Raw genomic sequence first — 21,867 nt, forward strand, 5'->3', positions numbered from 1 at the left:
AACGGAGTCTGCGAAACAACTTCAAGCGATGCATTCAACTTGATAACTGTATACTAAAATTGTTGTACATTTTTCAAGTTGGAAAATTCTCCAGTTGGCTGCTCACTACTATACAGCTAAAATTTGGGACATTTTCGTCCTACAATCCAAGGTTGAAATTTCCATCTTTTGCTTGAAATCGATGGATTCCAGTTATGCTGGAGTTCGAAATCAGGAAAAGGATGCTATCGATTTTCCCTGAAAATGTAACTTGATTAATGCTCATCATCAATTTTCTGTAATATTGAAATATACTTATTTTCTATATTTTCCCATGAGTAATTTTGCAAAACAAACTCCATCCCATTTTTACCCATAATATTCCTCATTTCGTCTGTTGTCAGGAGAAGGTCCAGGCACGCCTTAAATTCCTCATAGTTTTCATAGTAAAGGCCTGCATTGCCTCTGATACACTGGCCTTTTAACACGTCACATTTTCCATTTACAAGTACAGGAGTTTTACAGAGCCAGGATTCCAGCAAGACCATGGACAAACTTTCGTACTTTGAGGGCATTACTAATAGTTTTGCCGCTTTTATTCCTTCAAACTTATCCTGCTCAGGGACAAAACCTAAGGAACGAATATCAGGGTTTTGAGGAATCTCCATAGTCTGTTTTCCCAGTAATACGAGTTTAACAGAAGATTTCTTTTCTTTTTTATACCGAAGAAAATATTCAAATAGTTCCTGACAACCTTTAGATTCGTCTACTCTTCCGACAAAGATAATGAAATTATCCAGATTATATTTCCGGGCAAACAAAGCTGCAGTAGTTTTATCCGGGATATCTATACCTACACCTACAACATCAGAAGGTATATTCGAAACTCTGAATTTTGAGGCGACAAAATTCTTCTCTTCTTCGGTATTAAAAATAAATCGCCTGGGAGATTTGAAGAGCGAATCAAATATCGACAAATATATAGGAGGTTCGTCGTGTGCAGTAGGAACAAGCAGAGCTTTTTCTTTTACCTGTGGAAGGCCAAAGAAGGTAGTACAGTAAAGATAGGTAAAAAAGATAAAGCAAGTATAATCATCTTTAGCATTTTTTATATAATTTAAAAGATGGGTTGAATACGGGCCCTGCATTTTCATCCATTTAACTTCATCTTCGTAGGTATGACTATCTCCAAAAATGTTCTCAGAGAATTTATTAAATGCCAGTAAATCTCTTTCATAATCAACACGAAATCTCCTGATCCGCACACCATTTAAGGTTTCTACCCCTGCAGTATATTCATTCTTCCAGGTTGTGTAATCTATCGCGCAGGTAGTTAACACCTCCACTTTATAATATTTTGACAAATGTTCAGCTACTAGTCGGCAGTGGAATTCGGCACCTCCGTTAACTTCCAGGCCATACCGCTGGACGACTAAGGCGATTTTCATTCGATCACCTTTTGAAGATACTCTTTTAGTAAATTTTCCATCGTCGATCTTTCAAAATATTTTAGTCTTTCTCTTTGTTTCCGGATGATTTTATCTCTGAAAACTTCATCCTTTACTACAAGATTAATCATTTCTGCAATCTCATCACTTTTAAGTTTGTTAATCAGAATTCCCGAGTTTCCGAGAGTATCCGGGATTGCAGTGCAATTATAAGCAAGAATAGGCGTGTCAAAGTACATACTCTCAACAAGTGGGACACAAAAGGTTTCCCATTCGCTCATGCACAGAAACACATCAGCCAGTTTATAGTAAGAAATTAGATCATCCATTGAGACTTTTCCAGGAATATAAACGTCTTTTAACTTTAGCTTCCGAATAATCTCCTGCAATTGATCTAGATAATTTTCGCAACCCTCAAAGTTCCCTATCAAAAACAAACGCGATTTCGGGTTTATAAGCTTATAGTAAGAGAATATTTTGAGAATAAGATGCTGATTCTTTTGAGGAATAATCCTTCCAACAAAAAGAAGATTCACGTAATCATCATCAAACTTCGATAGGAGATTTTCATTCGGACTTTTATTGTAAATATTAAGATCCAGTAAAAGTGGAAAAATCTCAGTATTTTTAAACCCCAGGTTATCCAGCTCTAGCTGAGTATATCGAGAATTTGCTAGTGCCAGGTCGGTTATATCCGGATATAAATTGAGTTCCTCTCTTCCCCGTACCAGTAAATACTGGATGTAATCATTGATTCCATAAAGATATTTTTCAGGCGTAATTCCATGATACCTTATTATTTTCTTATCTGGCAATTGTCTTACATAATTAGAGATATCAGAGCCTATAGAGAAGTGAAATATTAACACATTGTCTTTTGAAGAGACTTTGTCATATTCAATATGTTTTTTAGCATCCATTTCAGGGTGGATATTTTCAGCGTATATCTGTGAGTTATATCCCCATTTTCTAAGTGTTTTATTGATCTCAATAACCTCATTGCCTATTGCATCACCAGGACTAAAGGTTGGCAATATTTGATGAATTTCCATATTCAAGCCTCTTCAAGAAACCGTACATATTTTTCAACAATCCGGCCCCAGTTAAAGTTCTCATCTACATATTTCTTCCCATTTATAGCCATCTTTCTTCTTAACTGAGGGTTATGTAAGTAAAAGTTAACGCATCCTTCAAATTCCTCGTAATTCTCAAAATACAATCCAGACCTACCTTTAATACAATGGTCCTTTGTTACAGCGCATCCGGAATGAACCAGAACTGGGGTAAGGCATAACCACGATTCCATTATCACTATTGAAAAGCTTTCGTTTATTGAGGGTTGACAAAGAAGACTTGCAGCAGCAAATGCATCATATTTATCCTGTTTCTGAACAAAACCCAGGTCAAGTATCTCTGTTTTAAATTTTTCCTGGATACTGACCTCTCCGCTTCCAATCAAGACGAGTTTAAGCTCATTCTGATTCCTCAGTTTATATTTACAAAAAAAGTCAATTAGAAGAGGAGTGTTTTTACCTGGCTCCCGCCTTCCAGCGTAAAGAATGAAATCGTTATATATTCCATACTTCTCTCGAAATCTCTTTGCTTCAAAGGAAATACTGGTATCTATACCTTCTCCTAGTATTATTTGCTTGCCTTTAATGTCAAATATTTCATTTGCCAATTTTGCTTCGGGTTCAGCATGGAATATTAGCCCTGCCACGTTCTGGAACATATTCTTGTAAATGTCCATATATGCGTAGCTCTCGTCGTGAAGGCAGGGTATCAAAAATGATTTTTTCGGGTGGATTTGAGACCCATAATATGTAGTTCCGAACATGTAAGGTATAAACAGGAAGTAGTCGTAGTCAGAACCATGAGTTTCAAGGTATCGGTAGAGATTGTCGCTATTAATCATTTCTTCGATGTATATTTGTTCTTCTTTTGCCGAAATTTTCTGGTTGTGCATCAATTTCGAGTTAACACGATCAAACAGTCTGGTATTCCTTTGTCGGACTTTAAATCTTCTAATTATGACATTATTTAGTTGGAATACTCCTTCTTCATAATAATTGGAGCTCCAATCCGAATTGAACTCTTTCACGCAGGTAGTAAGGATTTCAACTTCAATCCCATTTCTTGAAAGGTTCTCAGCCGTATTTTTACATTCACTTTCCGCACCACCAGGAATCTCTCCATACCAGGGAACAACAAATGCAATCTTCATTAACACTGCTCCAAAGTTATCTCACAAACTTAAAGAAAGTAGAAAGCAAGCAAAATCTTTACTTATTGATGATTTCTTGTTACTAGTTTCTTTATTTCTTTCCAATTACCGCATAGTCCTGGGCCCCATATAAGGCATCGTTTATCATGTCTATGTTTTGGTTAGAGATCTCAATCATTGATTCGTCATTGTCTGTATCCTCAAGATTCGGAAGCTTTTTCAATTTCATTTCAGGAGGTACAGGGGACGAAAATTTCGTTTCAATATCACGGAAACCTGCAATGCTGACTAAATATTTTAGAGTTTCCGGATGCACAGGTTTTATGTGAGAGAGGTCTATGTAAAAGTTCGCGAGGGAGAATAAGGAGAGAGGGTTAACGGTCTCGATAATAATGTAAAAACCGTATTTCATTTTTTTGTTGCAAAGGTTCAACATATTAACAAGATACCTGGGATTGAGGTGTTCAACTACCTGACTTATGAAAATCCCATCGAGGCTTTTGTCCTTGATCTCTTCAAGAGCTTTTATAGCATCTTTTAATTCGGCATTCAGACCCTTAGATTTACAGAAGTTTATCATGTCCTCATCGACATCGATTCCTGTAGCATTGATGCCTTTCTGTTTTGCTAATTCCAGAAATTCTCCCCGTCCACATCCAATGTCAAGCACATTGGTGCAATTCTCAAAATAGCCTATAAAGTTTGTCTGATGCTCTATAATATTTTCTCTCGAACCGCGGAACCTTTCTTCAAATACATAATAGTTAATCTGAGAATCAGCAGTTTCAGATAAATTTATCTGGGCATTAACACTTCTAGAAGCAGCAGCCTGAGTATTAGTGTTTCCAGAGGATGTATTCTTGGCATTAGCCTTTCCTATGGGAGTATTCTTAACATTAGCCTTTCCAGAGACATTAATCTGGGCGTTAGACTTTCCAGATGTATTTGTTCCCTGGTTTCCAAGTCCTTTCTGTATTCTGGACTCAAGTACTCTGTTAAGCCAGGCTTTGTTTTCAAGGTCCAGATTAACAGCAGAAACTATGGATTCGACTTCTTTCTTTATGCTGCTGACAACTTCAGATTTTAACTTCTCAGTTTCATTGCTTAATTGTTCAACTTCGGATTTTAGTAGTCTGTTTTCATCCTCGAGTTGTTCAATTTCCGATTTTAACTTCTCCACTTTATTGGAGCAGGAGTCTGCTGTTTCCTTTGCATCACTGAGAACGCCGGCAAGGTTATAATTAAGTTGGCTTTGCTTCTGGAGTACGGGATCGACATAACGTCTGATCTCTCCATGAACTAATTTTCGACCTTTTATCAAAAATGGGCCCAAAAATGGACGATGAGAACTGATAGTATAGTTATCATTACGAAGATCATAATCCGAATTAATTACTCCGGATTCTTGGGGACTTCTTGTCTTTGAGGAGACCTCTGAAAATACATGCTCTATCTCTTCAGTATTCTTGGGATCCTCATTTTCTTTTCTTTCCCTTATGTTCTCACGAATTTTTTCCATAATCTCTTCAACATTGATTTCATCATCTTTAATCTCAAACGTATCCATTTTTGATTCCTCTGACCTGCATTCATCCGGGTTTTGCTCAACTTTTGCGCTAATGTTAAGTAAGGGCTTATTAGTAATTTCCTGAAGCCAGAAACAGCTTTCTTGCACGAGGTCAATTTGCAACTGATATTCCCCATGTTCTTGAGGAGCGACAATATCTACCTGAAGATCCCGCTGTTCGTTAGGATTTAAAGCAGGTAGTATTCCAGTCCTGAGTCCATCAAAAACTTCACATGTGCCGTCAGTTTTCAACCAGTGATATGAGATATTCACAGGATAAGGAGGTAAAGATACAAGCCGCTCTTTTCCGTTATTCTTAAGGGTTATATGCAACTTGAATTTTTTATTTGAGAAAGTGTTAATTGAATCTTTTTTCGACAGAGCTTCTACATTTATTCCACTGCGGTCAAGTTTTCTGGGAGATAATAATTGAACAATCCAATCCCTGTCTAGATCTTCAAAAGAGCTTACAGCAAGGATTGTTCTGGCATTATTGTACTCTTCCGAGTTAAAAGAATTTGTGAGTGAGCCTGCTAAATCTTGAGAATCGTTTACCCATGTCAGTATATGTGAAAAATATTTATTTAAATTAAGGAACAGGCTTTGAGGAGTTTGTTCATTGATATGTCTTAGATCTTCATAAAACGTCCTGGGGTTTTCAGGAATATAAAACCCTATTGATTTTGCGATTTTTCGCTTTTCTTCATATGTATATTGGTAGTACAACTTATTGGGGTAAACATATGTAATAAATAAACCGTCTTCTTTAAGGAGTTCGGCGATTTTTAGAATAACTAATTCAAGTTTATCTTCTGGAACGCGCTCAATTAGATCTGTTGCAATAATTCTATCATATTTTTTATTAAACTTATGATTTAAAAAATTGTCTTGAATAAATTCCAGATTCTTCATCGAGCTATCGGCTAAATATTTAGCTTTAGCCGTCTTAATCGCAGAAGAAGAATCGTCAATTCCTGTCACATGCGCTCCGGACTTTGATAAGGTATAGGAGAGTTCCCCTCTGCCGCAGCCTACGTCCAGTATATTCATGTCTTTATTCGGATTAGCAAGACAAGATATGGAAACTAAACGAGAATCTTCAAATTCTCTGCCTTTATACCTTTTATAAGAGTCAATAATGTCTTCTAAATTCGAATTTTCCTTATTCAGGCCTTCTACGAACATATGCTTAGCTGAACTTTTAGTTTTAATCAGTAGTTCACCTGCATAGGAAGGTATTGTTATAGCAAATTCGATAAAGTCCTTATATTTATTTAAAAAATAAGTTGCACTCAATAAATTTTCATCAGACCAGAAATAACCGTCAACCAGAAGCCATTTTCCTTTTTCCAGTGCAAGTTCTAAATCATGGAACGTACCGTCTCCATCCTGCTGGCCATCAATATGAATAAGGTCATAGAAGTCTCCAGGTAATGTAGTCATTAACTGACTATTGGCCAGCAAAAATTCTGCCTTGTAATTTTGTGTGATTTTTTTGGCCCAGTTACCAGCTCCTTTATTTCCTCCAAAAGTATTAGAATCGTTATCTATTCCCAGATAAGTTGCATTTTCTGAAGCCTTAAGAAAAGTTATCGCACTATAACCGTATCTGACGCCGATCTCCAGTATAGACATTGGACGAATCATTTTTGTAATTGCAAATTTCATACGGTAGTAATCAACCCATTCGTTGAATAGATGTGATAATTTATCCCCAGGAAATGCGTAATTTCTAAAATCGTAGTCAGTATGATTATAAATAGAGATTAACTCATCCAGCATACTCCGTTCTCCAGAAAGCAATTTATTAGCACAGGCGATTAACAGTTTATGTGATTATTTTTCATAACGAGTATTGGTAGAATAATAATTTGGTTTAGGTTAACATTTCATAAATGAATAATGGTAGGATATTAATTTAATTTATATTGAATTATTTCATAATAAGCAATAGTTGAATAATAATTCGATTTTTTGAATGCTTTTTTTGAATATTTCATAATAAGTAATAGTAGAATCTCATAATGAGTAATAATAAAATAATAATTCGATTCCAGTATTTAAATAATAATTTGATTCCAGTATTAAAATAATAATTTGATTCAGGTTGAAAATGTAAGTGCTTATAGAATTTAAGTGCCTATAGAATTTAAGTGCTTATAGAATTTAAGTGCCTATAGAATTTAAGTGCTTATAGAATTTAAGTGCTTATTTTACTGACACCTGAGGACTCATATTGAAGACACCCGAATAAATTATTGAATCATTTCTAGAGATAACTTTCAGAATATCAACGTCATGAGCCAGTAATAAATATTCCTCAAAAGACCCTCTATCATATCCACTATTTGCTACTCCTATCGAGATAGAATAGTTCCCAGCCGATAAAGGAATCTTCATTTCATAAGTGATTTTAATATTCTGTCCTTTTTTTAATGGTGAGTTTGTTATTCCCATACAGTAAGTATTGGTTTCAAATACCGACACTCCAAGATTATTTCTTATTGCCAGTCCATAGTGAGGGTCAGAAAAATCTTTTAAGCTTTCTAGTTCACACACAAATTTTACAGTCTGTTCACTCTCAATATAAGAGATCGGTTCGTTTCGTTCATTTAAAATATTAAAAGATACCAGTCTAACCTCACCTGTTGAAGTGCTTGATGCACCTCCTCTTTCTATGGAATCGATTTTCGTCAATTCAACCTCAGTGTCTCCCATATGTGATTTCTTTAATATCATCCCGTAATAGTAATCAACAATACTCTTCGGGTCCCCGTACTCAAGAACACGACCTTTATCCAGCAGTATTGCAGAGTCACATAGTGTTTTCACTGCATTCATATCATGTGATACAAAAATAATTGACCCGCCTGTGTTTTTAAATTCAAGGATTTTTCTCATGCATTTTTGCTGGAAATATGCATCCCCTACTGACAGTGCCTCATCAACAAGGAAGCATTTAGGTTCTGCGTGTATTGCAACTGAAAAAGCCAGTCTCATTAACATACCTGAGGAATAAGTTCTAATTGGCTCGTAGATGAACTCTCCCAGTTCGGCAAAATCCATGATCTCAGATTTTTTCTCATCAATCTCTGCTCTGGGCATCCCAAGGAAGGTTCCGTTCATATAAATATTCTCAATACCTGTAAGCTCAGGGTTAAACCCAGTCCCGAGTTCCAGCAGGCCTGTGACCTTTCCACCAATCTCTATTGAACCGGTGTCTGGAAGCAAAATTCCGGAAAGGATCTTCAGTATGGTTGATTTGCCTGCGCCGTTTTGTCCGACAATCCCAAGAGTTTCACCTTCCTGTACCTCAAAAGAAATATCTTCCAGTGCAACGATATCACGGTGGTATTTCTTTCGGAAAAAGATTTCCTTGAGCCTGTCAGCAGGGGATTGATATGACTTAAACCTTTTTGAAATACCTGTTACTCGCATCATTTTTGATTCACAACACATAATTCATTAAATAAAGTCTCGAACATCTTTTTCAAGCTTTTTGAAAGTAAGACCTGCACACAGAAGAATTGCAAAACTCAACAGGAACAGATACAGGATAGCTTCTAAATCTGGAATTTGATCATATATAAAGACACTATGGTAAGCATGAATAAATGTAAAGGCTGGATTATATATCATAATCTTTTTGACATATTCTGGAAGTATATCATAAACATATACAATCGGTGTAAACCAGAACCAGAACTGAAGTACGATTCTTACTATTTCTCTTAAGTCCCTTATAAAAACAACAAATATTCCTATAAAAAATCCAAGGGAATAAGCAAAAAACTGCTGTACCAGATATATCAATGGAACAAATAAGACTAGAGGTTTCACTCCATATCCACTAATTAGAAGTAAAAACAGGAATACTCCCATTGTCACGACAAAAGTGATACTCTCCGAAATAGCAATATAAAGAGGGAATGAAGAAAGATCAACCTTTACTTTGGTGATTATATGTTTTTTATCTAAAAAAACGGTAGCCGTTCTTAAGACCGTGTTTGAAAAGGCATTCCATGCAATTACACCAGAAGTAAGATAGAATCCATACGCGTAGACTGAAGATGAACCAGGCAAACGCGATCCCATTAGATTAGCAAATATGACGGTAAATATAAAAATATCCACAAGTGGATAAATGAAGTTCCACAAAGCTCCTAAAGTAGACCCAGAGTATTTTTCAGTAATATCTCTTTTTGCTAATTCAAGAATTAAGCCTATATTCAAATTAATATCTCCTGATTATTACTTCGCCGGGATGGAAGAATATTATATTTTTTTGAGAAATTTTTTGAGAAATAATCTGATCACCGGAGGTCATTTATCGCAAAAACAATTTTCGCAGGCAACATTTTTTTTCATTCTATTCTCAAAAATAGAGATATCAAACATAGCTGCTCTCTTAACACATTCATTTCCATAGCTTGATGGGTTTTTCGAGATGTTCTTTACTGCCCTGATTATATCTTGAATATCTGCTTCCACAAGCATGCCGGTTTTCCCGTCGATTACCGTTTCCTTAAACCCACCTTCGTTTACAGCTACTACTGGTTTTCCACTTGCCATAGCTTCGACAGGTGTCATTCCGAAATCCTCATCCATGGCAGTGCAGATAAAACCTCTACAGTGGGAGTAAAGGTCAAGTAATTCCGTCTCAGAAACTTCTCCAAGAACCTTTACGTTTTCAGGTAAATTATCCAGAATATTTTTTGCATAACTTTTTGCATGATCTCCTTTGGAGTACCCCCCAACAATGACAAGCTTTTCTTCAGGCATTTTCTTGAATGCTTCAATTTGAATTTCCACTCTTTTTTCAGGATAGAGCCGGTTGACTGAAAGCCAGAAGTCTCCATATTCTTTACAGGTAAATTTTGAAGTTTCGACAGGGGGATAGATAACTTCAGCATCCCTATGGAAATATTTTTTGATTCTTATTGAGGTATTTTTTGAGTTAGTTACGATTTTACATACATGGGAAAGGTAGTATTCCGAAATTGGCTTGTGAAGCCTGACCCAGATCCGAAAGAAGATCGAAATCCAGAGAGGTTGCCTACTAATAAAGGTCTCGTAAAGGTCATAGAAAGCTCGTGTAGGGGTATGGCAGTAATAAAGGTTGGGTTTATGTTTCTTTGCCGCGAAATATGCCCAGTTGCCTGAAAAAATGAAAAAATCGTATTCCTTTGAAAAATCACAGGCTGCAAAATGATATGATGCGGAAATCTGTTTCAGAGGAGGTATTTTTGGGGTTTTTCCCAGGCTGATTATGCGTATGTTGGAATACCCCATCTTTTTTACGGACTCCATATTCAAGTCGGTAGTGATAACATCGGCATTGAAGTATTTTGCGAGCATGAGGACAAGTTTCTCTCCACCGCCAATGGCTCCGAAATAATCATGAAATATAGCTATTTTCATCGATTTCTCACTTTTTTCAGGGGTTTAATCAAATACATATAAAAAGCTAATTTAATTATAAATGTAAACAGCGAGTCCCCCAGGAGTGGGAAGAGTATCGTGTCAGGTTTTTTATAATTTGAAGTTTCCTATCTATCCTTAAACTGCCAATCTAAAATTTATCTGTGGTATCTGATTTCCGATTAATAATACCCTATTTCCTGCAAGATTTCAACAATTCATTAAGCTCAACGATTATAAATATATTGAAAATTGTATATCAACAGTAGAGACGTATGATACTTTCCAGATGAGATGGTTCATTAGATATATATAATACTTCCCAGATGAAACGATTCGTTGGATAGCTAGATAGCTCATTAGATAGTGGGAGGGTTTATTAGATAGTTAATATAGTTAACCTTACCTTCATTTAAAAGATCTAACCTTACCTTCATTTAAAAGATCTAACCTTAACTTTATTTAAAAGATCTAACCTTAACTTTATTTAAAAGATCTAACCTTAACTTTATTTAAAAGATCTAACCTTAACTTTATTTAAAAGATCTAACCTTGACTTTAAACGCCACTTTAGTGTTCTCTATCAGGCAACGAAATATTTTACTCTGAAGAAATTGTGTCTTTAAGCATCACTTTAGTGTTGTTTACCTTCATTTATTTTCATTTAATACATGTCTAAACTGAACAAACTCAATGATCAGGCTACAATTACAGTCTACGGTTATACATGTTAAGAATATTTACCTTATTATTTAGATCGTAAAACGACCTTAAAGTTATTATATTAATTCAACTACTATCAAAGATTAAGATACTCAAAAGTGCAATGAATTCAAAAATTAAAAACTAAAAGAGATGATTACTACGAACAAAGGCATGGGATGTCCGGTGGCAAAACGGCCCGCTCATAAATTAAAATTCGGTATTATTTCTTTGATTGCAGTTGCATTGGTTGCTTTTCTCATGCGCATGATCTCATATTCTGCTGCTACTGCAAACGGAAGCATAAATCTTATGGGATATGATAGTTTCTACCATATGCGGCGCATTTTATATACGGCTTTCAATTTTCCCCATTCCCTTAATTTCGATTCTTACATTAATTATCCTGCGGGGTTTGAAGTTGGCTGGCCTCCTTTTTTTGACTTTCTGGGTGCGCTGCTTGCAAAAGTCCTGGGAGTAGGCCATCCTGACTTATATACCACCGAATTTGCAGGAGCCTTGCTGCCAGTGATTCTGGGAATCCTGACAATAATTCCATTATATATAGCAACTGCTGCAATATTTGACCGAAAAACCGCACTTCTTGGAGCCTTGATTTTTGCAGTGATTCCAGCTCATGTCTACATATCTCGGTTTGGAGCAGTTGACCATCACGTAGCTGAAACTCTCCTCTCAACCTCAGCTTATGCGTGTTTCATACTTGCTTTAAAATGGGCAAGAGAGGGCTCCCTTTCCCTGCCCTCTCTCAAAACTATCTCTTCTGAAAAGAAACTAGTTAAATCGTTAGTTCTCGCAGTAGCATCCGGACTATTCTTTGCACTTCTGATTTACACATGGATAGGAGCCCTTGTCTTTGTAAGCTTTATTTTACTTTACGCATTCATACAGACCACAATCGACCTTAAGGCTGAAAAAAACTCCGACTATGTTCTTATATGCTCTACTGTAGCCCTTCTTGCAACGCTTCTATTTACCATTCCCCTGTCAGCAGGATCCGTGCGTCCAGGCCTGGAAATGAGTGCGATGTATATTTCCTGGTTCCAGGTATTCTATGTGTTCAGCATGTTAGCCGGAACCTTAATCCTCTGGGGCTTTTCCCTATATATCTCGAAAAAAGGTCTGGACTGGAAGTACTATCCAGCTGCCTTAATACTGATCTCTTTAGCAGGTCTTCTGTCCCTCAAAATTTTTTCCGCTGAATCTTATTCTTTTGTAATTGAAGGAATGAGTTTCTTCCTCGGAAAAGGTGAATACATAAGCACGATTTCCGAAGCTCTGCCAATATTTTTAACTACAGAGGGAAAACTTACTTTTGCGCCAGTACTGGGAAGTCTCGGACTTTGTTTCCTTACCACTCTGGGAGGGTTTTTCCTGCTCGGCCTCGAGTGGATAGGAGAAAAATCAAAGCCTGAAGGAGTGTTTTTCCTCTTATGGTCGGCCTTTTTCGCATATTTAACGCTCTCTCAGAGGCGTTTCTCATATCTTTTTGCAGTAAACGTCGCGATCCTTACGGCATATTTCCTCTGGGTTTTACTGGACTCCTTTGACTTTGAGACTGAAGTAAAAAAACTGGCGAAATCTGTTCCGATTGCCGGGAAAAATGCTACGCCTGCACTTAAGGCAGAAAAAGAAACAAAGTCAAAAAAGTCAGGGAAAGAAACAAAGTCAAAAAAGTCAGGGAAAGAAACAAAGTCAAAATCAAGGTCGAAAATTAATAATCTTTCAGGCTCAAAACAGAATTCTCAACCCGACTACTTCAAAATTGTTTCATCTCTGGCACTTATAGGGCTTGTATTTATACCCTGCATATGGGCAGGAGTTGCTTTTGCAAAAGATGACGGCTTGATTAATCCTGTCTGGAAGGACTCTCTCACCTGGCTTGGAGCTTCGAGCCCTGAAACTTCTTACTACCTTGATCCTTCCGGAACTCCCGAATATGGAGTTTTGAGCTGGTGGGACTACGGAAACTGGATTGTTTACCAGTCTAAAAGGCCTGCAGTTTCAAACAACTTCCAGACCGGCGTAGACGACTCTGCGCATTTCTTCACAGCAGACTCCGAGGAAGAAGCAAAGGCAATTCTGGAAAAGCTTAAAGTAAAGTATGTAATAACCGACAATCTGATGGCAAGCGGCAAGTTTGGGTCTATTGTTAAGCTTGCAGGTGAGAACATAAGCAAGTATCTAAATGTTCAAACCACCAACGTAAACGGCGGGCTTCAAACTATTGCAACTGCTAAAAAGGAATTCACAGAAACCGAAGTATACAAACTTCATCAACTTGACGGGTCAAATCTGGGAAATCTGAGGCTTGTCCATGAAAGTACTGCACCTGAGGAAAATAATGACTCAACTAGTGACGTAAAGATATTTGAGTTTGTTCCCGGAGCCATGCTTTCAGGTACTACGGACCCAGGGCAAAACATTACTGCAACCCTTGAGCTCAGCTCAAATACAGGCCGAAAATTCACATATCAGAATGAAGTAGTATCAGATAAAAACGGTTTATTTGAAATAACCGTGCCTTACTCCACCGAAAATAAGACCGGTGGAGTCAATGCTCTATCTACTTATTCTCTGAATGCAGGAGGAAATGTAACAGTTTCAGAAATCCAGGTAACAGAAAAGGATGTTCTGGAAGGAAACAAGGTAGAGGTGAAAATCCCCGACTCAAAATGAAGACTTCATGAACCTGAGGACTTCATGAACCTGATTTTTTAAATGAAAATAGAAATTAAAGCCTTTTAAAATATGAAAAGAGAAAAATAACTCTTTTTATTTTCTTTTTTTCGCTTCTTTCATTCTTTTTTTATTGTTTCTCGTATTGGTCTTGCTCAATACTTTGGGAAGACAACTTCAGTAGTGGGGTTGGTCTTGAAAATCTTGAAAGTTTCATTCTCCCGCACTTTCTACTCCTACGGCACTCAGAAACCTTTTCACTACGGCTTCATTAACCAGCCTGAGTAATGTCTGACGGTCTTTTGTAGCGCTGAAAACACCAAGGGGTATCTGGGCCCCTGCTGCGTTTGCATGTCCACCTGCATCTTCGCCGAAAGCCTGGCGCATAACTTCGCCGAGGTTGATTCTTATATCGTTGCTTCGCCCGGAGATATATATGCGGTCTTCAGTGACCCCAAAAACCACGGTTGTAGAGATCCCTTCAAGGCTCAAAAGGTAATCTGCAGCTTGCGGAAGAGTATCCCTATCCCTTATGTTTCCGACATTCGAGAGAAGGTAACTTCCCATTACCTGCCGGTTTCTGATTGCCTCCCCAAGCACCTCAAGGGTTTCAGTGGCCATCGAAGGCTGCTCAAGCTGATCCAGGATTCCGTGGTTTGACAGGGGATAAAGGTACGAAGCGGCTGAAAGATCAGCAGGGTCGGTCTTTCGCTTGAAATCCTGGGTGTCGGTCCGAATTCCATAGAGCAGGGCTGTTGCCAGCGTCTTGGATATATTGATATTGAGCTGCTGCAGGTACTTTGTCATTATAGTAGCCGTTGCTCCGAAGTTAGGCCGGATATCTATATACTCAGCCTTTATCTCGGTTTCTCCTGGGGGGTGATGGTCAATTACAATACCCACAAAAGAGTTGGGGGGGACCATGTTGTTAACACCGGGAATGGAGCAGTCTATCAGGGCGATTTCATCGAAGCCTTTGAGGCCGTCTTCTTCTATCTTACCGAGGTCGATCCCGAGCAGGTTTACAAAGGCTTTATTTTCCTGATGCCCTATTCTGCCATGGTACAAGATGCTTGCCTCAACCCCTATGCTCTTTGCAATTTCTTTTAGGGCCAGTCCACTCGAAATAGCATCCGGGTCAGGGTTATCGTGGATTACAATAGCAAGTTTTTTATCCCTTATTCCTTTCAGCCACCGTGCAAGCCTGTTACCTCTATGGACCGATTCGGCTCTCTCAAGAGAACGGGAAAGGGAACTTGCGACAAGTTTGGAAGACATAAAGACATAATCTGCCCCAAGGTCTTCCATTTTTTCCTTATTGATAATATCTGAGGCCCGGGAAAAGAGTTGAACATCAGGGTTAACTGCTTTTTTGAAATTCTCAATGCCCTTTCTGTTAGCTTCGTTATTGGAAGTCAGGAAAAGTATAACAACAACATTCTTAAGGTCGATCTTATCGACAAGCTCAGGGTCGGAAATATCGCCTACAATCGCTTCAAAGCCTTCCTCCCTGAGAGTCTCAACCTTAGCTTCGTCTTTATCTACAATAATCACGAGCTTATTGCTTTCCCTGAGCTCTTTTGCAAGCGCAAAACCAACACTTCCACTGCCCAGAACAAGGTATCTGGGTTTGACTGTACTTTTAAGATTGCTATCCGCATCTTTTGATAAGTTAAGCAAAAATAGTCCTCCCTGTTTTATATAAGTCCAGGCACATGTAAAGGAAAGCAAACATTTGATCAGAATCCTGCCTATTCACATTTTACTGTAGTTAGTTAACTGTAAAGATAACTGTAATTTTTTGGACTTTTTTTCTTGCTGATTAGACACTCTTATGAAACTGCGTATTATATATCGTACTCTTAAAGAAATAATATGCTTTTTATGGGAAACTCAAAAATTCCGGTATATTATGTATATTGGAATGTAACGTTATATTGGGATGTAACGTATATACTTAATAACATCAAATAGGTTTTCCTCGGTGTAGGAAAATAAGAAATAAAGTCCCTCAATTGTTCTGGAGATATATAACAATTTCTACTACAATCTATAAAGTCAGAGAATTCATATGAGTCCGATAATTCAGGCTTACATAAATGATTTGAAAGCTTAAATAGGCAACAGGAGACCATATGAAATTGTCCGGCAGGTAATAGTTATGAAGTGCATTAATTCTTTGAGGATGAAAGCGATAGACCGAAATTGCGAATGCCTTGGGCTTCTGCCTGTACAGTTAATGGAAAATGCAGGGGCCATTATTGCACAGCACATACGGGAAAAGCTTGAGAGTGGCAGGGTACTTTTTCTCGCAGGCCGGGGAAACAACGGAGGAGATGCTTTTGTTGCAGCAAGGCATCTTGCAGGCTCTTCAGGATACACTGTAAAGGTAATGCTGCTTGGAAAAGCCAGGGATATAAGAACTAAAGAGGCTCTCCATAACTTTTCCCTTTTGAAGTTCAGTCGTGTTGATGTGCTCGAAATAACGGACTCAAGCCAGCTTGAAGCGTCAGCTTCAGAAGCGTTTCAGGAAGCTGATCTGCTCGTAGATGCAGTATTCGGAACCGGAATAAGGGGAAAGCTCAGAGAGCTTGAATCAATGGCTATTGACTTTATAAACCGGGAAGGGGAAGCTGGAAAAACCATAATCTCAATTGATATCCCCTCAGGACTTGACCCTGATGGTGGAGATTTTGAAAAAACAGTGCATGCAGGGCTTACCGTTACTTTTCACCATATGAAAACCGGGCTTTTGAGCGAGAAGGCAAAAGAATACACTGGCATAATAAAGGTTGCAGACATCGGAATCTGTGCCGATGCCGAACAGTATGTTGGTCCCGGAGACCTTATGATGTTGCACAGGCGAGAGTCCGGGGAACACAAGGGCGATTCCGGAAAAATCCTTGTTATAGGAGGAGGCCCGTATTCAGGAGCTCCGGCCCTTGCGTCCCTTGCAGCCCTTAAAGCTGGTGCAGACCTTGTAACCGTAGCAGTTCCAGCACCTGTAGCCGAAATAGTGGCATCATATTCTCCAAACCTGATCGTCCGAAAACTCTCTTCAAATATTCTTTGTCCTGAAGATCTTTCAATCCTTATGGATCCTATAAATTCCCATGATGTAGTTGTTATGGGGATGGGGCTCGGGAGAGCGACAGAAACCCTGGAAGCCGTTAGAAAAATCCTGCCTTTTTGCAGGAAAGCGGTTCTTGATGCCGATGCCCTCTCAGCTCTCTCAGGCGCTATTTTTGAAAGCCTTGCAGGCAACTGCGAACTGATAGTAACCCCGCATGCCGGAGAATTTACCCGTCTGAGAAATCTAGAAACTCCTGAGAGCTTGGAATCCCGTATTAAAGCCGTCAGGGAGTTTTCGGAGGAAAAAGGGGTTGTAACACTTCTCAAAGGAAAAATCGATATTACCTCGGACGGAAAGCAGACCCTGCTGAACCGGACAGGAAACCCGGGCATGACCGTGGGAGGCACAGGAGATGTCCTTGCAGGACTTACAGGATCGCTTTTTTCCAGAAATCCCGCATTTCTCGCGGCAGCTTGTGCTGTACATATCAACGGGTCAGCCGGGGATCTGGCGTTTGAGAAAGCAGGAAACGGGCTGCTTGCAACGGATGTTCTGGAGAAAATTCCTGAAATAATTAAAGCGGCCGAGATAGGGTAAAAATAAGACTGGATAAAAGAGATTAATTAAAGGCTAAATGTAAAATATTGTAAATTTGCTAAAATGGGGAGGCAATTCGTATGGTGTATGAAACTGAAAGGAAAATCGAGCTGAAAATCGAAAGAAATCGGATAAGAGTTACGATTTTTCACGGGGAAGATGAACAGGTCATAAAACTCAACCTTGAAGAAGCCAGAGGACTTAGGGAAGAGCTGGATAAAGTAATTGAAGACTATTCACAAAGAAAGCAAATTAGAATCGATTGATCCGATAAAATATGTGTTGAAATTCCAAAAAAACATAAAACGCCAGGAAAACATTAGAATGTCAGAAAAAGGCATTTAAATGTCAAAAATATCATAAATATATATTGAAATGCCGAAAATATCAAAAAAGACATCGAAATGCCAAAAACACCTGTAAAATATTAAAATGTCACAAATAAGCACTGAAATTCCCGAAAAAATGGAATTGAAAGTTAGACTAGCTCAAACCAGATAAATCAAGGGTATATATACGAAAAACGCGGTGATTTTGTGGAAAAGCAATTTACTCATATTGAGTCCGGCAGAGCGCATATGGTAGATATCAGCGAAAAGCGTGAGGTTCCGAGATTGGCGCGGGCTGCAGGAGAAATTATACTTTCCAGGGAGACTATAGAGAAGATACAAACCGGAAACGTGGAAAAAGGCAACGTGCTTGCAACTGCGCGGGTTGCTGCCGTGCTTGCGATTAAAAAGACCCCTGAAATAATTCCAATGTGCCATCAGATCCCTATAACTGCCATAGATGTGGATTTTGAGGTCGGCAAAGGGATGATTTCAGCAGAGATAGAAGTCCGGACGGTCGGGAAAACAGGGGTTGAGATGGAAGCTCTCACAGGGGTTTCGGCAGCATTGCTGACGATCTGGGATATGGTGAAATCAGTGGAAAAAGACGAGAGTGGAAATTATCCACATACTTCAATACAAAATATCAGGGTGCTCGAAAAACTCAAAGGATAAATCCCAGGGCAATCCCATAAAAAATAAGCTTTTTAAAGGATGGGATATATCAAGACCGCAGACTGAGGTATATATCTTGAAGATTATAGGTGGACCAGCATCACAATTACTTGCCAGCCGCACTGCCCGGGCTTTAGGGATAGAGCCTGTACTTTCCGAGTTTAATCGATTTCCTGATGGGGAACTTTATCTCCGAATCGCAGAAGAGACCGAAAACGAGCATGTGACCCTTATTCAGAGTACGCCCACTGATTCTGATCTCGTTTCTCTGCTCCAGCTTATTGATGCTTGTGAAGGAGCAAAAGAGCTCGATGTCGTGATTCCTTACATGGGATATGCCAGACAGGACAAGAAGTTCAAGCCCGGAGAGCCAATCAGTGCCCGCGCAATTGCCCGCTGTATCAGGGCTGACCGCGTTTTTACGATAAACATCCACGAAAAAAGTGTGCTTGAACATTTCCATGGCCCTGCGGAAAATCTTGACGCAGCTAAACTTGTCGGGGAGTATATTGCAGGTCTTAACCTGGAAAACCCACTTCTGCTTGCTCCGGATTCGGGGGCTGAAGGGCTTATAAAGCACGTCTCATCAGGCCTGGGCTTTGATTATGATCACCTGGAGAAAACGAGACTCAGCGGGGATACGGTTGTAATCAAGACAAAGAATCTCGATGTAACAGGCAGAAATGTTGTCCTTGTAGACGATATGATTGCAACAGGTGGGACAATGGCAGAATCTATCAAAATGCTCAGATCCCAGGGAGCAGCAGATGTTTACATTGCTTGTGTACATCCTGTACTTGCAAGGAACGCCGTTTTAAGGCTCTTTAATGCGGGTGTAAAGGACATTCTTGGGACCGACACTCTTGAAAGAGCAGAGAGCAGACTGAGCGTTGCTCCCCTTATTGCAGATGCCATTAAAGGACTTTGATTAAAATAGTTTAATTTTATTACCGTTAACTATTTTTTATATTCTGTTGTTTCTAGTATTATGACTCTTCCAGAAGTCTGTCCACTTGATGAAAGCCAGACATGTAAAGGGCGGGAGTGCCATCTCTTCTGCCTCGAGTGGAGATCAAGAGAACCCACCTGCCTTATAGGCTACAGTATAACAAGTAAAATTAAATCCGGAAAAGCTGGCCGTAACAGGGATACCTATGCTGAAGACACTTTCCGGAAACTAGGAAGGCAGCCGCTTTCTAAAAGAAAAGATGTCTCTGAAAAAGGAGACTGGATCCCTTCAAGGTTCACAAAAAAATCTTCGGAAAAGCCTGTTGAAAGAACAGAAGAGAGTTTTTCTAAGAATCGGCACTTCCAGAAAACAGATGTAAAGAAGCCTGACCCGAAGCCCAAGGGAAACCATGACGAAAGGCTGAGAGAGATATATGATTCCAGCGATGCGGAGAAAGCCTCTATAAAGCTGGAATCTAGATTTAAAATTGAACCGGTTGAACAGAACCCGGTTATATATGCAGACACTCGGCCAAAAGTACAGGGAAAGTCAAAAACCCCGGAAAAAGTTGTTTCAAGAGATAAGCACACGACGATCTTTGCACCTTTTAATAATGATAAAAAAGATGACTCGTGCCTGTCAGGGAGAGAGGAAAAGGTAATAAAGTCCGCTGAGAATAAGGAAAAGCGTAAAAAGCTTGATAAAGCGATGGAAATAGACCTTCCTGAAACTTATGATGAGGATTTCTGGAGTTAACCGCCTTCAGTCCTAAAATGGCTGTTTTTCGCTCAACCTTTTTAAAAAGGTTTGGCAGTTAACCGCCTTCAGCTCGAAGAAATAGCTCAGACATACAGTATGAAGTTCCGGAAAGGGTTTCTTACCCTTGAAAGAAAAATATTTTCTTTTCTCCGGCGTTCCTTAAGTAAACCTGCTTGACTCCTTTATGAAACCGGTTGTTCATGGTTTTAAGGCGTTGGATTTTAAGATGTTGATGTGATTATAATTCATGAACATAGAAGGAGTTATGGGAAAATCAACTGTAATTCTAAGAGAGAATTTTGATATCTTAAGATTCTCATTTTTCGTGCTGTTTAACTATGCTGCTTAACTTATACTGCTTAACTTATACTGCTTAACTTATACTGCTTAACTTATACTGCTTAACTTATACTGCTTAACTTATACTGCTTAACTTATACTGCTTAACTTATACTGCTTAATTTATACTGCTTATATACTGCTTAATTTATACTGCTTAATTTATACTGCTTAACTTTTATTTTGCATGTTCGGGAAGGAAACAAAAAAGGATACGATGATTCAGGATGGACCGCCAAACATACCAGACAATCTACAGCTCACTGCATGACTTTAAAGATGTTTTTCGCCTTTCGGAGGAATATTCAAAACCCGTAGGTGTGCTTGCAACAATTCTCAATCAGAAAGTCGTAAAAAAGACTCGGTTCAAACACAAGAAAATTTATTCAAGAGAATCTGAACTTTTTTTAAAATGGAAACAGGGACGCACTATTCTTGATCTTGCGGAATACACAGGCTTTCCTCCTACCCTTATGGCATCCCTTATTATGAAGAATTGTCAAATTTCCAAGAAAAGTATAAACTGGCTTTTCAAAAATGTGGACTTAATCGAAAACCGCCGCCTTAGAAAGGAAGTCAAAAAAGCCCTTGAGGCCGATCACTTCTTTTCGCCTCACGCCCATGAAATGCAATGTAAAAAGGGCGAGATGGGAGAAGCACTTATCCAGAAATGGCTTGATGATAGGGAAATTTCGTATTGTACCGAAGCAGATATTCGAGCTAGGGGAGACGGTAAGACTCCTGATTTTGTCCTGGAAAATCCTTTATGCATTGACAATCTCATGGTCAACTGGATTGAAAGCAAAGCGCTTTTCGGAGACTACTTCGAACACGAGCACTATTCGAAAAAGCAGTTTAGGGAATATGCAGAAATTTTCGGAGAAGGTATGGTTGTCTACTGGTACGGGTATCTCGAAGATCTCCCTGCCAAGGGTTATCTTGTAAAGAACTACAGCTTTTTTGAAGAATATAAAGTGGAAGTTGACGAGCTATTTAATTATCTAGTATACTGGTAAATCCTGTTTGAATACGTGTGAGTTCTGACAGAATATATTTGAACCTTGTCTGGAGTCCTTTTGACCCGGGACTGGTATATTTATGAATCCTA

The 21,867-nt window shown here is 38.8% G+C and carries 15 protein-coding genes; 7 read left to right on the plus strand and 8 right to left on the minus strand.

Annotated elements, in window-relative coordinates:
- Nucleotides 1-254: 254 nt before the first annotated feature.
- The 7 genes from MSBRW_RS03340 to MSBRW_RS03375 form a co-directional block, all read right to left on the minus strand.
- Nucleotides 255-1,427, minus strand: coding sequence for a glycosyltransferase family 4 protein (locus MSBRW_RS03340; protein WP_011305412.1), 1,173 nt, complete (start codon nucleotides 1,425-1,427; stop codon nucleotides 255-257).
- Entirely contained in the window at nucleotides 1,424-2,479 is a 1,056-nt protein-coding gene (locus tag MSBRW_RS03345) for a glycosyltransferase (RefSeq protein WP_011305411.1), read from the minus strand. The genes MSBRW_RS03340 and MSBRW_RS03345 overlap by 4 nt, the downstream gene beginning before the upstream one ends.
- A gap of 2 nt (nucleotides 2,480-2,481) precedes the next feature.
- Complete coding sequence (locus MSBRW_RS03350) at nucleotides 2,482-3,651, minus strand: glycosyltransferase family 4 protein (RefSeq protein ID WP_011305410.1); 1,170 nt, start codon at nucleotides 3,649-3,651, stop codon at nucleotides 2,482-2,484.
- Between the two features lie 91 nt (nucleotides 3,652-3,742).
- Nucleotides 3,743-7,000: a methyltransferase domain-containing protein gene (locus tag MSBRW_RS20090; protein WP_011305409.1), complete on the minus strand. Its 3,258-nt coding sequence runs from the start codon at nucleotides 6,998-7,000 to the stop codon at nucleotides 3,743-3,745.
- Between the two features lie 426 nt (nucleotides 7,001-7,426).
- Nucleotides 7,427-8,659 carry an ABC transporter ATP-binding protein gene (locus MSBRW_RS03365; protein ID WP_011305408.1) on the minus strand — a complete coding sequence of 411 codons (1,233 nt, stop codon included), beginning with the start codon at nucleotides 8,657-8,659 and terminating at the stop codon, nucleotides 7,427-7,429.
- 24 nt (nucleotides 8,660-8,683) lie between these two features.
- Nucleotides 8,684-9,451, minus strand: a complete 768-nt coding sequence (locus MSBRW_RS03370; RefSeq protein WP_011305407.1) for an ABC transporter permease — start codon at nucleotides 9,449-9,451, stop codon at nucleotides 8,684-8,686.
- 90 nt (nucleotides 9,452-9,541) lie between these two features.
- Nucleotides 9,542-10,639 carry a glycosyltransferase gene (locus MSBRW_RS03375; protein ID WP_011305406.1) on the minus strand — a complete coding sequence of 366 codons (1,098 nt, stop codon included), beginning with the start codon at nucleotides 10,637-10,639 and terminating at the stop codon, nucleotides 9,542-9,544.
- A gap of 855 nt (nucleotides 10,640-11,494) precedes the next feature.
- Between MSBRW_RS03375 and MSBRW_RS03380 the strand changes: the two genes are divergently transcribed.
- Nucleotides 11,495-14,038, plus strand: a complete 2,544-nt coding sequence (locus MSBRW_RS03380; protein WP_048102406.1) for an oligosaccharyl transferase, archaeosortase A system-associated — start codon at nucleotides 11,495-11,497, stop codon at nucleotides 14,036-14,038.
- Nucleotides 14,039-14,251: 213 nt separating this feature from the next.
- Here the strand turns inward: MSBRW_RS03380 and MSBRW_RS03385 are convergent, their stop codons facing one another.
- Complete coding sequence (locus MSBRW_RS03385) at nucleotides 14,252-15,718, minus strand: DHH family phosphoesterase (protein ID WP_011305404.1); 1,467 nt, start codon at nucleotides 15,716-15,718, stop codon at nucleotides 14,252-14,254.
- Nucleotides 15,719-16,199: 481 nt separating this feature from the next.
- Between MSBRW_RS03385 and MSBRW_RS03390 the strand changes: the two genes are divergently transcribed.
- The 6 genes from MSBRW_RS03390 (at nucleotide 16,200) to MSBRW_RS03415 (ending at nucleotide 21,775) form a co-directional block, all read left to right on the plus strand.
- Nucleotides 16,200-17,708 carry a bifunctional ADP-dependent NAD(P)H-hydrate dehydratase/NAD(P)H-hydrate epimerase gene (locus tag MSBRW_RS03390; protein WP_011305403.1) on the plus strand — a complete coding sequence of 503 codons (1,509 nt, stop codon included), beginning with the start codon at nucleotides 16,200-16,202 and terminating at the stop codon, nucleotides 17,706-17,708.
- A gap of 80 nt (nucleotides 17,709-17,788) precedes the next feature.
- A complete protein-coding gene (locus tag MSBRW_RS03395) occupies nucleotides 17,789-17,974 on the plus strand; it encodes a hypothetical protein (protein ID WP_011305402.1) in 186 nt (61 codons plus the stop codon).
- A gap of 270 nt (nucleotides 17,975-18,244) precedes the next feature.
- A complete protein-coding gene (gene moaC, locus MSBRW_RS03400; protein WP_011305401.1) occupies nucleotides 18,245-18,712 on the plus strand; it encodes a cyclic pyranopterin monophosphate synthase MoaC in 468 nt (155 codons plus the stop codon).
- Between the two features lie 76 nt (nucleotides 18,713-18,788).
- Nucleotides 18,789-19,640: a ribose-phosphate diphosphokinase gene (locus tag MSBRW_RS03405; RefSeq protein ID WP_011305400.1), complete on the plus strand. Its 852-nt coding sequence runs from the start codon at nucleotides 18,789-18,791 to the stop codon at nucleotides 19,638-19,640.
- Nucleotides 19,641-19,700: 60 nt separating this feature from the next.
- A complete protein-coding gene (locus MSBRW_RS03410) occupies nucleotides 19,701-20,417 on the plus strand; it encodes a hypothetical protein (protein WP_011305399.1) in 717 nt (238 codons plus the stop codon).
- Nucleotides 20,418-20,986: 569 nt separating this feature from the next.
- Entirely contained in the window at nucleotides 20,987-21,775 is a 789-nt protein-coding gene (locus MSBRW_RS03415; RefSeq protein WP_011305398.1) for a C15orf41 family protein, read from the plus strand.
- Nucleotides 21,776-21,867 lie beyond the last annotated feature (92 nt).

Origin of the sequence: Methanosarcina barkeri str. Wiesmoor, from assembly GCF_000969985.1 — an archaeon.
GTDB classification, from domain to species: domain Archaea; phylum Halobacteriota; class Methanosarcinia; order Methanosarcinales; family Methanosarcinaceae; genus Methanosarcina; species Methanosarcina barkeri_B.